General features: G+C 58.1%; 6 protein-coding genes. 1 reads left to right on the forward strand and 5 read right to left on the reverse strand.

Translation table 11 applies throughout. From position 1 onward, the window contains the following. Positions 1–224 precede the first annotated feature (224 nt). From AADW18_RS02640 to AADW18_RS02660, 5 genes are all read right to left on the reverse strand, one after another. The gene (locus AADW18_RS02640; protein ID WP_337341789.1) at positions 225–8,393 is read right to left on the reverse strand and encodes a calcium-binding protein; all 8,169 of its coding nucleotides are present in this window, start codon (positions 8,391–8,393) and stop codon (positions 225–227) included. Between the two features lie 2 nt (positions 8,394–8,395). Continuing rightward, positions 8,396–8,782 carry a hypothetical protein gene (locus AADW18_RS02645; protein ID WP_337341790.1) on the reverse strand — a complete coding sequence of 129 codons (387 nt, stop codon included), beginning with the start codon at positions 8,780–8,782 and terminating at the stop codon, positions 8,396–8,398. A gap of 92 nt (positions 8,783–8,874) precedes the next feature. Further along, positions 8,875–9,270 carry a hypothetical protein gene (locus tag AADW18_RS02650; RefSeq protein WP_337341791.1) on the reverse strand — a complete coding sequence of 132 codons (396 nt, stop codon included), beginning with the start codon at positions 9,268–9,270 and terminating at the stop codon, positions 8,875–8,877. Positions 9,271–9,999: 729 nt separating this feature from the next. Further along, positions 10,000–11,421: an HlyD family type I secretion periplasmic adaptor subunit gene (locus AADW18_RS02655; RefSeq protein WP_337341792.1), complete on the reverse strand. Its 1,422-nt coding sequence runs from the start codon at positions 11,419–11,421 to the stop codon at positions 10,000–10,002. After that, entirely contained in the window at positions 11,418–13,592 is a 2,175-nt protein-coding gene (locus tag AADW18_RS02660) for a type I secretion system permease/ATPase (protein WP_337341793.1), read from the reverse strand. The genes AADW18_RS02655 and AADW18_RS02660 overlap by 4 nt, the downstream gene beginning before the upstream one ends. A 586-nt stretch (positions 13,593–14,178) precedes the next feature. Here AADW18_RS02660 and AADW18_RS02665 point away from each other — a divergent pair. Then, on the forward strand, positions 14,179–16,344 hold the full coding sequence (locus tag AADW18_RS02665) for a TonB-dependent siderophore receptor (RefSeq protein ID WP_337341794.1): 2,166 nt from the start codon (positions 14,179–14,181) through the stop codon (positions 16,342–16,344). Positions 16,345–16,365 lie beyond the last annotated feature (21 nt).

The following is a 16,365-nucleotide window of genomic DNA, read 5'->3' on the forward strand; positions in this document are numbered from 1 at the left end:
GTTACATCTGGCGGGAGGGGACGGCTCAATTTTTTACAAGCTAAAAGTGGTGCTGAGCACATGAAACCGATTGCTGTTGCTTTTTTCCAGTTCATTATTTCCACTTATCTTTCGCGCGCACTCTCAGCAGCATGTCGCCCCAACGGGACTTCGCGTGCTTCGCGCTACGGCTGAGCTTCACCAATAAGGGGAGGCTCGGATGCACCGAACCTCCCCATTGAGAATCACCGCACCATGTAGCGAACATGCATGTTGTGGTGATCGGCGTGATGCCAGTCGCCATTCCAGGCTGGGCGTTGTTGGAGTTGGCCGCCGGTGTCAAATCCGGTGGAATCCGAAGCCTGGCTGCCGAAGCTGCCGATTGCATTCACCAGATTGAGCAGTTCCCGGCTAACAAGCGGTGGATCTGTCATTGCCACGCCCTGCTCCGGTGGTTGCTGTGGATCAGACAGATCCAAGAGCTGTTGCCAATCCCAGCTTGCCAGCTCGCTAGGCTCCGAGAACAGGCTCTCCTCCTGGATCGGCACAATCGTATCCGAGGTCGAAAGTAACTCAGCAGTGTTCCTTGCCGAAATGGATGGACTCGATTGGCTAACGCGACCATCCGGTTGGGTGCCGACGGATGCATTTGCATCGCTCATCGAATCGAATCTCAGCGGCTCGCTGCTATCGGCCATGATCGCCATGGCTCCTTGTGGCAGTGGAGTCAATCTGCTGGGAATCTGGGAGGCCGGTATGGCATTTCCACTTCCAGGCTGCACGTAGCTGATCGCGTATTCGCCACCCAGAAAATGCTTGAGTACCCGAACCTGCAGGGCCGCACTCGCATCCACTCGGATGAGCAAGTCATCGCCGTCTTGATGGAAACTCAGGCGAGTGCTGGCGATGCCATTCATGAACACCCAATCGACACCGCCGCCGACGTTATCGATCGTGTCGCTACCGGAAGCGGCCGAGTAGTAGTAGTCGTCATCCCCCGCTCCGCCGATGAGCATGTCGCTGCCGTCTTCACCGACCAGCGTGTCGCCTCCGTTGCCACCAATCAGGATGTCGTTGCCAGAACCGCTGAACGATCCGTTGCCGCCGGAGAGATAGTCGTTACCCTCCCCACCTTCGAACTTATCGTCGCCACTGAAACCGAACAACGTGTCGTCGCCTCCTAATCCGCGTACCAGATCGCGACCGGAAGTTCCCAGCAATTGCTCGCCGGCGGCCGTACCCGTGACGACATTGGGATAGTCGGCGTCGTTGCCTTCATTCCCGCCACCACCCGGGTTACCACCGCCACCGCCGGCCAACGCATTGATTGCGGCGGTGTCCAGCATATTGCCGCCGTCCGGCTGGACGAAGTCGATGGCGCTGTCACCACCCAGGAAGTGATCGGTGACGCGCACCGTCGCATTCGTGTTGCCGCCTACCGTGATCATCAAGTCATCGCCATCGCGCGCAAAGGCCATATCCGCAGAAGTGATGCCGTCGTTGAAGAACACGCCGTCGTAGCCGCCGCCGATATTGTCGATGGTGTCTTGGCCGCCACCGTAGACGTAGCTGTCATTGCCAGTACCGCCGATCAAGGTATTGGTGCCCTCCTCGCCCGACAGCGTGTCTGCACCGGCTCCACCTTCCAGCTTGTCATTGCCTGAACTGGCGCCGCTGCCATTGCCTCCGGCCAGGTAGTCGTTGCCATCCCCACCCTGCAGCGTGTCGTTACCGCCCATACCGAACAGTTCGTCATCACCGGCCAATCCCTTGATCAAATCCTTGCCCGAGTTGCCGACCAGTTGTTCGCCAGCCGCCGTGCCTTCGATGACCTGATCGTATTGCCCACCCGTTCCACCACCCGCCACGATCTGGTTGATCTCGGCGGTGGTCAAATAGAAGCCGCCATCCGGCTGCACATAGTCGATCGCCGCGTCGCCACCCAGGAAATGATTCAGCACGCGGACGGCTGGTGTCGGACCAGCATCGACCGTGATCAGCAAGTCATCGCCGACGCGGCTAAACGAAAGGCGTTCACGAGTGATGCCATTGGTGAAGAAGACACCATCGAATCCGCCATCCACGTTGTTGATGACATCGCTGCCGGAGCTGGCGTCGAAGACATACTTGTCATCGCCGGTACCGCCAAACAGCGTGTCGTTACCGCCGCCACCCACGATGGTGTCAACACCTGCGCCACCGTTTATGAGGTTGGCAGCGCTGTTGCCCGAGATGTAGTTATCCAGCAAGTTGCCAGTGCCGTCGATGGCGCTCGTACCCATCAGGAACAGGTTCTCGATGTTGACCGACAAGGCGTAAGAGGCCGTCGTCTGGACCTGATCCGTGCCGGCGCCCGCAGCCTCAACGACGACATCGCTAGCCGTATCGGTGATGTAGATGTCGTTCCCCGTGCCACCTTCAAGATGGTCGACACCAGCCCCGCCGTCCAGATAGTCGTTGCCCACACCACCCAGAAGTCGATCGATGCCCGTTCCACCGAACAGCGAATCGTTGCCGTCCAGGCCAAACAGTTCGTCGTTACCGTCCCAGCCGCCCAGGGTGTTGTCGCTGGCGTTTCCGGTAATCGCGTTGTTCAGCCCGTTGCCGTTGCCGGTTGCGATGCCAGTGCCCAGGATCAGGTTCTCGACATGGTTCCCCAATACCAAGTTGGTCTCGAATATGCGTTCGATGGTGTCGACACCCTCGTTCGCGTACTCACGCACCTGGTCGGTGGAAGATACAGCCACGTAGTAGTCATCGCCCAAGCCGCCGTATAGCATGTCGGCCCCTGCTCCGCCTTCAATACGGTTGTTGCCGGCATTGCCGCGGATTATGTTGTCGCCAATATTGCCGGTCGCATTGAAATTACCGCTACCCAGCAGAGTCAGATTCTCCAGCGTTGTACTCAGCGTGTAGCTGATGCTCGATTCGACCGTGTCGACGCCTTCGCCAGCATTCTCGATGACGACGTCGCCGCTACTGTCGACGACGTAGATGTCGTTACCCAAGCCGCCGATCAGCGTGTCGACGCTCGCGCCGCCATCCAGTCGATTGTCGTAGCTGTTGCCAGTAAGAGTCTGGCTGCCTGTGCCGGCGATAGCCTCGTAGGCATTACTACCTTCGACCAGAACCAACTGCTCGATGTTGTTCGACAGTGCATAGCTGTAAGTCGTCGAGTGGACCGTGTCATTACCATCTCCGGCCAGCTCCACAACAACATCGTCCGCGGCATCTACTTCATAGGTGTCGTTGCCCGCGCCGCCAATCAGTTGGTCGGCACCCATACCTCCGTCCAGCGCGTCGTCGCCCTCGCCGCCCTCCAATAGGTCGGTGCCATCATGACCCATCAGAATGTCATTGCCCCCAAAGCCTTGCAGATGATTGTTACCACTGTTGCCAACCAGTTCGTTGGCCGCGGCGTTGCCGGTGGCATCAATATCCCCCGAGCCAATGAGTTCGAGAACTTCAACGTTAGACGACAGCGCATAGCTGGCGCTGCTCTGGATCCGATCGAGGCCTTCGCCTGCCGATTCGGCCACTGTGTCCAACGAATCATCCACTTGATAGAGGTCATCGCCGGCACCACCGGCCATCTGGTCGACATCCACACCGCCGTCGAGAAGGTCGTTGCCGTCGCCGCCGGACAGCACATCGATGCCAACTTGGCCTCGCAAGATGTCGTCGTTGGCACCGCCCTGCAGTTCGTCGGCGCCTTCGCCACCTTCCAGCAGATCCTGGCCGCTACCGCCCAATAGCAGATCGTCGCCGGCTTCACCGTACAGTTGGTCGTTGCCTTCGTTGCCTGCCAGTTGATCGCTGCCGACACCGCCATACAACTGGTCGCCATCAAACCCGCCGCTCAGGCTGTCGTCGCCCTCCTCACCATAGACCAGGTCAGCACCGTCGCCGCCGCCGATGGTGTCGTTGCCTGCTGCACCATGGATTATGTCGCTACCTGCCTGACCATTGATGGTGTTGTTGGTCGCGTCACCGTACAACAGGTCGTCGCTTGCGCTACCGGCAGTCACTTCCAATGCCAGTGCCGCAGCATCCAGCGTGATCAATTCGCCATTGCCGAAGTCCACCACCAGGTCGCGAATGCCGATGCCCGTCGCGGGGTCGAACCAATTGGCCAGCATCAACTGGTCGGCGTTGCTGCCGACGAAGTAAACCGCAAGGCTCGTTCCTTCCCTACGGAAGTAGACTTGGGCCCGCGTCACACCGGATAGGAGCAATGTGGTGAGACCGCCCGCATCCGCCAGCGTATCGGCACCATCACCCAGGGCATAACGATAGGTGTCGTCACCCTCGCCACCGTCTAGTGCGTCGTTGCCCTGGCCGCCGGTCAGGTCGTCATTGCCGGCGCCGCCTTGCAGGTTGTCGGCATCCGTGCCACCTAGCAGTGCGTCATTGCCATCACCACCGATCAAAGTATCCAAACCAGCGTCGCCCTGGAGGGTATCGTTGCCGCCCGCGCCGTCCAGAGCGTCATTACCCTCGGCGCCCACCAACAAGTCGTCACTGGCATAGCCAACCAGGCCATCGTCTTGTGAGCCACCCAACAAGGCTTTTGCCAGCAAATCAGCGGTATGCCAGGTGATTCCGTTGGCAAAACGAACTTCGTCCAGGGCATCAATCAACTGTCCATCGTTCCGGAAGAAATCCAAGACCCTGATCTGGTCGGAAGTTCCCAGGATGCGCAAGTAGAGGTCCATGCCCGAGCGGATCACCTCGACATTTTCTGGCAGGATGCCTTCGGCGAACTGCACCGCATCGATCGGCGTGGGTGCACTTACATCGGGATCGGCGCCTGTGTTGTTGATGGTGTCCTGGCCATCACCCAGGGCGAACACATAGGTGTCAGATCCGTAGCCCCCGGTCAATGTATCGTTTCCGGCACCACCATTGAGCGTGTCATTGCCGTAGCTGCCCAGCAGCTGATCATTACCGTTTTCACCAAGTAGCGTGTCGTTTCCACTCTGGCCATTGAGCAGGTCGCCACCGTCGCCACCGCGGATCGCATCATCGCCTTCGTAGCCACTGATCGAATCGTTTCCTGCAGTAAACGCAGTCCACAGATAAGTCCGTCGGATATCCGATATGGTCCATACCGTGCCGTTGCCGAAGGTAATCGACGTGACCGGCGAATATCCCTGGAACCAGCTTCCACCCAGGCCAGGATCGTACTGGACCATGAAACCGCCCAGGATCACAGAACTGTTGCCGAAGGACAGCGTTACATCCTGACCCGATATCGCGACCTCCACGCCATCGGGCAGAACACCACCCGTTATCTGCAGCTCACCGCTCAGGGTCTCCCCTTCTGGTACCGCGTTGGTTGGAATATAGATAATGTCGTTACCGGTATCCGGCCCCACGATATACGTGTTATGGCCATAGCCGCCGTTCAAGCCATCGTCACCAGCGCCGCCGACCAGCACATCGTTGCCTTCGTTGCCACGCAGGAAGTCGGCACCATCACCGCCAAGCAGGGTGTCATCCCCCTCATTGCCGTAGATCGTGTCGTCGTCAGCGCCGCCCTCCAGGCGGTCGTTACCGATCTGGCCGTAGATCAGATCGTTACCGGCTCCGCCATAGGCCGAATCATTGCCGTTGCCGGCAGCGAGAGTGTCGTTCTGGTCGCCACCATCCAGTACATCGTCGCCATCTTGGCCATATAACGAGTCGATTCCCCCGCCACCCGTCAAATGGTCGTTGTCCGCACCGCCGGTGAGAATGTCGTCGCCGCCACCGCCACGGAGGTAGTCCTCTCCGGCGTTACCAAATAGCTGGTCAGCGCCGTCGCCACCATTGAGTGTGTCCTTGCCATCATCTCCTTGCAGCGCATCATCGCCGGCGCCGCCATGCAGCGTATCGTCGCCGGCCTCGCCAAACAGTGTGTCGCTATCGGCGCCGCCATCCAAAGAGTCGTTGTCTTCGCCACCGACCAGTTGGTCGGCACCATCACCACCAGAGAGATAGTCTGCACCGCCCTGTCCCCAAAGGCGGTCGTCTCCCGCGTCACCATAAAGGCTGTCTCGACCGGCTCCGCCTTGCAGTTCGTCGGCGCCTTCTCCGCCAAAGAGCAGATCGTTTCCCTCACCGCCGATAACCAGATCGGTGTCGTTGCCGCCACTCAGGTAATCGTCACCACCGCCGCCAATAAGCTGATCATTGCCAGCGCCACCCTCCATGATGTCCTTGCCGCCCCCCGTGGCATTATCCTCGTTGTACCTATCGCCCCAAAGAAAGTCATTCCCGCCGCCGCCGTGAATGGTGTCGTTTTCTTCCTCGCCATAAACGATATCCGAGTTGTCGCCGCCGTCGATAACGTCATTGCCTTCGCCGCCAGCGATACGGTCGTCGCCAGTGCCACCGAGAATCACATCGTTGCCACGGTCGCCTGCAAGCAAGTCGTTGTCGTCGCCGCCATCGATGAAATCGCCTACCGCGCTACCAATGATGTTGTCGTCTCCTGTTCCACCGTATAGTGATACTCCTTTCTCAAATTGCGCCGTAGTAGGCCGGTACGAGATGGCTCCGCCACCTGCGGAAATTCCATCGGGCTCGGCCGCGGAATAGTACTGAAGCGAATATGTTGTTTCGCCCGTCGACCAGAAGCGGTAGGTCCAGCCTTCTATCGAACTGGCGCCGGAGTGATCGAAAGTGCCAAATACATCAAACACGTGACCAAGCGCCAGCTGGCCGCCGTCCATCAGCATGAATCCGTCAGCGGAAGTCCAATTAAAATATGACGCAACGTCGCGCCAGATGCCATTTGCATTGAGACGAACATCGTTCGGATTGAAGGACCAATAAAAGGCGTGCGATGCCACAATGACGTCGTCGCCTTCGCCACCTTCAACGGTTGAGTCGTCGCCGAAACCCGTGATTAAGTCGTCTTCATCACCACCATCGATGCGGTCCTTGCCGCTGTTTCCGTTGATGATGTCGCTGCCCCAGCCACCTTCTAGTACATCTTCATTCTGGCCATTGGTGCCGACGATCATGTCCCTCCCAATTCCCCCATCGGCATGCATTCCATCTAGACTTGAGTTATTCAGGGTTGGATGTATGTAATCAGCCGCATCGGTACCCGAATGGGTGATCGGCATCGGATTGTAGGGTGCTGGATTAGCCGGCAGGGTAATTCCGAGTTCACCGTTACTCCAGTGCTGAACTGTGATGGTCGCGCCGGTTTCAAGGTGCAGGATAACCAAGCTTTGGTTCTCGCCCTCCCCCAGAACTGTCAACTTGAAAGGGCGGTTTGTGGTTTTCCATGCCCCTCCGCCCGGAAGGGGCGTTATACCGTAGGTGGCTATGTCGAGACCTTCAAACTTAATGAGGCCTACGCCATCGGAGTCAACAATAATGTCTGCGGCACCGCCACTTAGGTCGGATGGATCAAACTCATATTTGTCAAATCCATCCCCTCCATCCAACTTGTCGGCGCCAGAGCCCCCTTGTAGCTCATCGTTTCCAGCGCCTCCGCTTAAGTAGTCGTCTCCATCCAGCCCGCGAATAATGTCTCCGTCGCCGCCGCCTATCAATTTATCTCTAAATTGACCGCCGGTGATTAGATCTTCTCCGGAGCCACCAATCAAAATACTAGCCTCAGCCTCAAGATAAATAGCGGTGAGGTGATCATTACCCGACGTTCCAAATGCCAAATAATCGCCCAGCTCAGGAAGGACTGATGAGCCTCCATTCGCGATCAGAAACGAGATTCTGGTGTATGCATCCTCCCTGAGATCCGCTGGCTCCTTATCCAATCCGAACAGGTCTTCCAACACTGAATCGGTCGCTTCTCCGCCCACAACTCCGACGAGCGCACCAATAACTGCAATACCAGCCAGGACCGGCCATGAGACGACACCGAGCACAACTGCGCCACCGGTAAGAACTCCCGCGACGGCACTCCCAACCAATGAGGCTGCAACAACAGCAACGGCTGCACTCCAGTCGCCTTCGAGCAGTTTATCTCCGATCTCCCATGCATCCAATCCCTGACTAAGCAAAGGTATGAGCTTCTCGGCCTTCCACCCTATACCCACATGCTCCGTCTGCTCCGCTATCGAGTTAACCACGCCGCTTGCGAATTCCTTGAGACCCACAAGCGGATCTTGATTCGACTCCAATAGCTGAAGCTGGCTTGCAGCACTGTCCCGCATTTGTGCGCACCACGTCGCCAGGACTGTCTCCCCCTCTTGCTGGAATCTCGTGACGTAAGCATCCAAAAGATCGATGTTTTGATGAAGAACCTCACTAAAAAGCTCATACAAGACTGTAGGGCTAGCGTTTCCCCCATCTCCGGCAGCCTTAGCCTCATCAAATGCTCTCTTAACGTTTGCAGCCAAAACCGCTGAGATTTCGGTCAGAAACATCGCCGCAACATTTTCATTGACACTTGACATGATCACTCTCCTTTTGGTTTATCTTTTACTCTGGCTTTTATTGTCAAGCTGATAACGACGCTTGAAACAGACCAACCGACTGCAATCAATGTAAAGAAATACTTCCTGTCATCAGTATCAAAGATGTTCATAAATATAACTGACGCCAGAAACACTATGATCGATACCTTTATTGAAACCAAATCGAACCCGGCCTTATAACGGGCTAAGCCGATAAGGATTCCGACAGAAAATGCGACGAAGGCATTGCTCATTCCACCCGCAATCGGAGCTACAATAAAGAACAAAACTAGTAATGACACCACCATCAGGAAATTGAATACTGTCGTTCTTCCCATTATGTGCTCACCTATTTTTCGCTGGACGGTGCATGTATCGATATCACGCAACTTTCGTTCGAATTGTCGTTTTCACCATTTTCATGGTTCGCCAATAGATACTTAAGTTACTGACATAATCCGCACTCATGAACGATCGGCATCTAACGCCATGAATCAAACCCTGGTTCGCACCCCGTCGGCGTACGACCCCGACGCTTGGCGCCATCGCTACGGCGCGCCAGCCAAAAATCAAACACGAGGAGTAGCCATGCCATTGGTAGACAAAGCAGCAGATAAGCGATGCCGGTCCCTAGCTGCCCGACGCCGGCCTCCTCCATCAGTCGCATGATCGGCTGGGCAAGAACCGAAGAGAACAGGAACGACAGCAGATAATAGAAGCTGAAGATCAGATATCGGTTGACCCAACGACGCGCCCTATGCGGACTGTCGAAAGACTCGGTCGTCAACAAAAATGCTGCGACGCGCAGCCGCCAGGATAGACCGACGATGCCGGACACGCAGATCAGGCCTAGCATGAGGGATACGAGATTTTCCATCATCAACTCCAGTTTGACGCAAACAAAGGTGCAACAGCAGGACTATTGCAGGTGAAACTCCGATGCATTACGGCCATCCAGCTCATTGTTCCCTCGATGCTTCGTTCCCATGCTGCGACAGGGACTTAGCAGATAGTCGATCACCCGCGCTTGCTCGTCTTAGTTCCCACACTCAAAAGTACTCCATCGTCGTCAACGCCACTCTCAGGCCTTCGATCACCAACATCGCTAGCTTCGCTCACGATCAGATCTTGCCCGCCTTCGCTGGAACTGAATGTTCAACGTCGTCGACTCCCATATTTTCTGTTGAAGTCCTCCATTCCTCGAATTTTTCTGGCCTCCCCCCATACAAGAAGCCTGCGCTCCAGCCAATGAAACGTGATAGCCAATGGCAAGCACGTCAATGCGATGATAATTCCTCGCACCGCTCGACTATCAGCCAGCGCTTCAAAGCTGCCAAAAATAGGCTCTATTATCAGGGCCGGGGTTATAAAGAAGGACATCATGTAATTTGTCCAGAACAGAAAGTATCTATAGAAGAATCTAGTACTGAATTTTGGACTCTCTGTGGATTCCTTCGCCAGCAGGAAGCTGGCTACATGGAGCCGAACGACAATTCCACATATACCGACTACGAACATGTGCGCAATGAATACCAGCGCAATAATCTTAAACATCTATGTGTTCATCTCCAATTCGACCACTCCATCAAGTGCAGAGTTAACGATTTCAACGTTCACGCAGCGACTCGGCAGAATGCTGCTTTAGAGGGCTCAGCAGGTAGTCAATCACCCGCCGCTTTCCCGTCTTGATTTCCACGCTCAACGCCATTCCCGGCGTCAGCGTCACCTTGACGCCGTCGATCACCAACGTGGCATCGCTCAACTTCACTCTCGACTGAAACACAAGCCCCAGGTTCTCGTCCTGCGCTGCGTCGTGCGATACGGTTTCCACGGTGCCTTCCAGGTAGCCATATCGGGTGTAGGGAAAGCTCTCGACCTTGACCGTCGCTCGCTGACCCGGCCTTACGAAGCCAATATCCTTGTTGAGTACCGTGGCTTCGACTTCCAAGGTTTCTTCGCTGGGCACTACCGCCAGCAGAGCCTGCGCGGGCGTGACTACGCCACCTACAGTATGGATGGCGAGCTGCTGCACGGTGCCATCGACTGGAGCGCGCAACTGCATCAGCTGGTCGCGTTGGCGGGTGCGGGTGACCTGAGGACCGTACTGGGCGACCTGCTCACGTGCTTGGCGTAGACCGTCCAGCGTTTGTTGGCGCATGTCGGCTTCGAGGACTCGGAGCTCTTCGCTGGCGCCGCTGATAGCTGAGCGAGTTTCCTGCAGTCGTGCTTGCTGGGCTGCCAGGGTGCGTTCCATATCCACGCGTTCCTGTTCGCGGGCCAGGTATTCGTGGCGGGAGACGTATCGGCTGCCCAGTAGCTTCTCCAGGTCGGCGGAACGCTCGCGGGCAATGCGCACGCTTTCTTCCAGGGGTTTTATCTGGGTCAGCGCCGTTTGTGCTTCGGCTTGCCGCTGGTCGATGCTGGCCAACAGGCTTTGCCGTCTGGCCTGGAAGGTCGCGATCTCGCTGGTGGCCAGTTGCCACTCGGCGGTGAGGCGGGCGGCGGGCAGGCTTTCATCGACCGGCGTGGAAGGCATCGTGCCTTTGTTCAACGCGGTTGCCATGCCGGCGTAGCGCAGCTCGGCCAATCGCGCGTTGATCAATGCTTCGTCCGCTTGCTCGTACTCGGCGCCGGTGGCGGTGGCGTCCAGTTCGATTAGCAGGTCGCCCTGCTTCACCGTTTGGCCGTCGCGTACCAGGATGCGGCGCACCACCGCGGTTTCGGCTGACTGGATGACTTTGGTCCGGCTGCTGACGACCGTTTTCCCAGGGGCCACGGCAACGATGTCCAGTTTGCCGAAGATCGCCCACAGCAACGCCAGACAGAAGAAGCCCATGATCAGCCACAACGTCCAGCGGGCGGCCGGTGAAGTGGGTGTTTCGACCAGCTCCAGATGGGCTGGCAGGAACGCCACTTCGTCCTCGTTGCGCTGGGGCGGATCCAATTTGTCGCGGACCGACCAGGCAGCGGCGAAGGCCTGCCGATAGCGTCCCAGGAACTCTCCTGCGGCGGCAAAGATGTGCTTCATGCGTGGCCCTGTTGCAGGCGATAGAGGTGGGCGTAGTGCCCGCCCGGACGGTCGACCAGGTCGTCATGGCTCCCGGTTTCGACGATGCGCCCCTTCTCCACCACCACGATGCGGTTGGCCAGGCGCACGGTGGACAGCCGGTGCGCAATGATGAGTACCGTTCGCCCTTGGCAGATGGCGCGCATGTTCGCCATCACCGCATGCTCGGACTCGTAGTCCAGTGCGCTGGTGGCCTCATCGAAAATCAGGATGCGTGGATTGGTGACCAGGGCGCGGGCGATGGCAATACGCTGGCGCTGTCCGCCGGAGAGCCCGGTGCCGTTATCACCTACTTTGTTGTCGTAGCCTTCCGGCAATTCCAAAATGAATTCGTGCGCGCCGGCCAGCTTCGCCGCCTGGATGACCCGTTCCAACGGCATGCCCGAATCGGATAACGCGATGTTCTCGCGAATGCTGCGGTTGAACAGGAAGTTCTCTTGCAACACCACGCCTAGTTGCCGGCGCAACCACGCCGGGTCGGCCAGCGCCAGGTCATGCCCGTCGATCAGCACTCGGCCGCGTTCGGGCACATAAAGTCGTTGGACCAATTTGGTCAGCGTGCTCTTGCCAGAGCCGGAGCGGCCGACGATACCGATGACTTCGCCGGGAGCGATTTCCAGATCGATGCCGGACAACACCTCGGCTGCGTCGGGCCGATAGCGAAACGCCACCTGTTCGAAGGTCACTCTGCCCTGGATTGCTGGCAGAGCCATCCGGCTGCCAGGGATTTCCGTGCGGGTATTGAGGATGTCCCCCAACCGCTCGACCGAAATACCGACCTGCTGAAACTCCTGCCATAGCTGTGCCAGCCGGACGATCGGCGCAGCCACCTGTCCGGCCAACATGTTGAACGCAATCAATTGCCCGACCGACAGCTTGCCTTCGATGACCAGCCGCGCACCGAAGAACAGCACGCCGACGCTGACCAGCTTCTGGACCAACTGCACGCCCTGTTGGCCGATGTTGGCCAGACGGGAAACCCGGAAGCCGGCGCTTACGTAACCCGCCAGCTGGTTGTCCCAGGTGCGTGCCATGCGCGGGTCGACGGCGGTGGCTTTCACGGTGCCGATGCCGCTGACCGTTTCGACCAGGAAGGATTGATTCTCGGCGCCACGCGCGAACTTCTCATCCAGGCGCTTGCGCAGTACCGGTGTGATAGCCGCCGACCACAGTGCGTAGATCGGCAGCGACAGCAGCACGATGAGCGTCAACCAACCGCTGTAGTAGAACATCACCGCCAGGAACACGACGGTGAACAACAAGTCCAGTACCGAAGTTAATGCCTGCCCGGTGAGAAAGTTGCGGATGTTTTCCAGCTCACGCACACGGGCGATGGTTTCGCCGACGCGACGGGATTCAAAATAAGCCAACGGCAGCGCCAGGATGTGGCGGAACAATCGTGCACCCAACTCCACATCGATCTTGCTGGTGGTATGGGAAAACACGTAGGTACGCAAGCCATTCAGCACCACGTCGAAGATGGCGATTGAGGCCATGCCGATGGCGATGACATGCAGCGTGGTCATGCCGTGATGCACCAGCACCTTGTCCATAACGACTTGATAGAACAACGGCGTGACCAAGGCGAACAGCTGGATGAACAGCGAAACGATGAAGACTTCCCGCAGGATCTTGCGGTACTTCACGATTGCCGGGACGAACCAACGGAAATCGAACTTGGCCAGTTCGCCCAGTACCGACGCGCGCGAGGCGACCAGTAGCAATCGCCCACCGTAGCGTTCGTCGAACTGCTCACGCGATAGCACTTGAGGACGGCGCAGCTGCAGGTCCTGTATCAGCACCTGCTGGTCGTTGATCCTGGCAACAATGAAATGCCCGCCGTCGGGCTGGTAGGCCATCGCGGGCAGCGAAATCTTATCGAGCCGGCCAGTCGGAACTGTCGATAACTTGGCCTTTAGGCCTAGCTGTTTGGCGGCCAGCAGCAACATGGTTTCATCGAACAACTCATCGCTGCGCCCGTATTGGTGCGCCAGCTGATTGGCATCAGCCGGGATGCCATGGAACTGCGCAAGCAAGACCAGGCCTGCAAGCGCCAGGTCCTCCAGCGGCTCAGCCGTCGTCTGCTCGTCCCGCTCGCCAACAACGGCGAGCGTGGTCCTTCCTTGTGCCATCTGGATTCCCCAATCCTGTGCGCGTTTTCCTAACGCTCCCTGGCTGAATCAGCTACCGGAGCGGTCCTGCATTGTTTACGACAACTGTAGAACCCCTTTTCCCCGTCCGTCGCGTGATCTACTCCACTGCGCGGACGTTACGACCTGATTTCTATCACGTCGTTGAGTCAATAGTACGACGGTTGGCGACGATGCAAGTAAACGCATTTATCAGCGGAGAAAACGAAGAATCGATGGCTTGATCGACACCGGAACTGTTCTGGTAGACGCATTGTGTTCGGCAGCTACATCGTCGGGCGAGCACCTCGGCAGCGATGCCTTGAACGATTTCGGAGCGCTAGGGATCAACCACACAGCCGGACCTGATCAGTTCAGGGTTCAAGGGCGGCTGGCTGGCTACGGTCGCGACTTACGTCGCTCCCACAAGGAAGCCATCCGAGAATCTGAGCCGGCTAGAACGGTTGTCGGTATCCCTGCGATGGCAGTGATTGACTGGCCCGATAGCCAGAGCTGGCAAACTCATTAAAATACGTTATAACATAACTATACGGGCCGACCGCCTGCCCTATTCCCCACCGAGAACCCCGTGAGCATTACTGTTCGAATCCGCCTAGCGCCGTGTTTGTTTGCCTGTCTTTCCCTTCCGTGGTCGGCGGCTTCGCTGGCGCAGTCCGCACCTTCCCCTGTCGCCGATGCTGCAGACGACGTCACCGAACTCGATGCTTTGGAAGTAGTCGGCCGCCAGGACGCGGGGGCGTACTACGCGGACGAGGCCAGCGGTGCGAAGAGTCGTCTTCCGCTGCGGGAATTGCCTCAATCGGTACGCATCCTGTCGCGCCAGGCTATCGATGATCTTGGCGCCACGCGGCTGGATGACACCTTGGATTACGTGGGCGGTGTTTCGCGGCAGAACAACTTCGGCGGGCTATGGGACAACATCGCCATTCGCGGGTTGCCCGGCAACGAAAACACCGGCAGTTCGATGCTGCTCAATGGGTTTTCCGGCAATCGCGGTTTCAATGCGCCCCGCGACATGGCCAACATCGAGCGCCTGGAATTCCTCAAAGGTCCGGCGGCCGCGCTTTACGGCAGCAGTGAGCCGGGCGGCACCGTCAACCTGGTCACCAAGCAGCCGCAATGGCGATGGGGACACGCACTGGAAGCCTATGCCGGCAGTCACGATAGCTACCGCACTGCCCTCGACAGCACTGGACCGCTCACTGAAGACTTCGCTTATCGATTGAATATGGCCGCGGAAGATCGCGGCAGTTTCCGCGACCACATCCACTCGCAGCGACAGTTCGTCGCTCCCGCTTTCGCTTGGCGCCTGGGTGACGCGACGCAGCTGAACTACAGCGGCGAATGGATACGCCATCAAACACCGTTGGATCGCGGCGTGGTTTCTGTCGATGGGCGTCTGGGCCGAGTCTCGCGCGAAGCCTTCCTGGGCGAACCTGGCGACGGCGACATCACGATACGCAACCAGACGCATCAACTGGTACTGGAACACGAGTGGTCGGAGGGATGGACATCACGAGCGGGTCTTTCTTATCGCGAAGGAACGCTGCACGGATTCTCCACCGAAGCACATGCGCTGATGGCCGACGGCCGGACGCTACGTCGCCAGCATCGGTACCGCGACTACGCATCGGAAGATGTGGCACTGCAGGCCGAACTTCAGGGCCGCTTCGCGATGGGTGGCCTGCAGCATGAGCTGCTGGTGGGCACGGAGGCTTATGACTTCTCGCTGGATCAACGCATGCTTCGGATCAATCCGAGTGCGGCCAACCCTTACGCGATCGACATACTTAATCCCGTTTACGGGCAGCCGCGCCCGGATCCACTGCCGAATACCGACACCCGCGAAGAGCAACGCAACGTCGCGCTGTATGTACAGGATGCGATTCATCTGGGCGAACGCTGGCGGTTGATGGCCGGACTGCGAATGGATCGCTATGAGCAGACGTTGGATAACCGCCGCACCGGTGCTCGGGTTCGCCAGCAGCCTCATGAGAATTCACCACGCATCGGCCTGAGCTATCTCCCCAGCGAAGCATGGACGCTTTACGTCAACGCAGGCCGTTCGTTCCGGCCCAATATCGGCACTGATGCGCAAGCGAATCCGTTCGATCCCGAGAGCGGCCGCGCGGTGGAAGCCGGCGCGAAATGGCAAAGCGCCAGCGGCCAGCTGGGTGCAACGCTCGCACTGTTCGACATCCGCAAGAGCAACGTGGTGACCGCCGATCCTGCAAACCCGGGATTTTCGGCTAACTCGGGCGAAGTACGCAGCCGCGGTGTGGAATTGGATTTTTCCGGCCAGCTATCCGAACACTGGCGAATCAACAGCAGCTTCGTCTATGACCAGGTCGATGTGCTGAAGGACAACACGCTGGAAGTGGATGGTTCGCTGATCAACGTGCCACGTATCAATGGCAGCGTGCTGGGCGTCTACGAGAACATACTGAGCAACGGCAGTCGCTACGGCATTGGCGCCGGCGTCACCCACATGGGCGAACGCCTGGGCGAAACCCGCACACAGGCCGACGCCGATGCCGGTGTGCGGGCGTTCGAACTTCCCGCCTACACCACCGGAAAACTGGTCGCTTATTGGCGCATCAGCCCACGTCTGCGCCTCTCGCTGGACGTGGATAACTTGCTGGACGAAACCTACTACAGCAGTTCCGTCAGCCGGCTCTGGGTCACGCCCGGCACAGGTCGCACGGTCACCCTCGGCGTGCAAACCAAGTTCTGATTTCTGTTGATCGAGACATCT

Source organism: Pseudoxanthomonas sp. CCNWLY206-1, from assembly GCF_039710385.1.
Lineage (GTDB): Bacteria > Pseudomonadota > Gammaproteobacteria > Xanthomonadales > Xanthomonadaceae > Pseudoxanthomonas_A.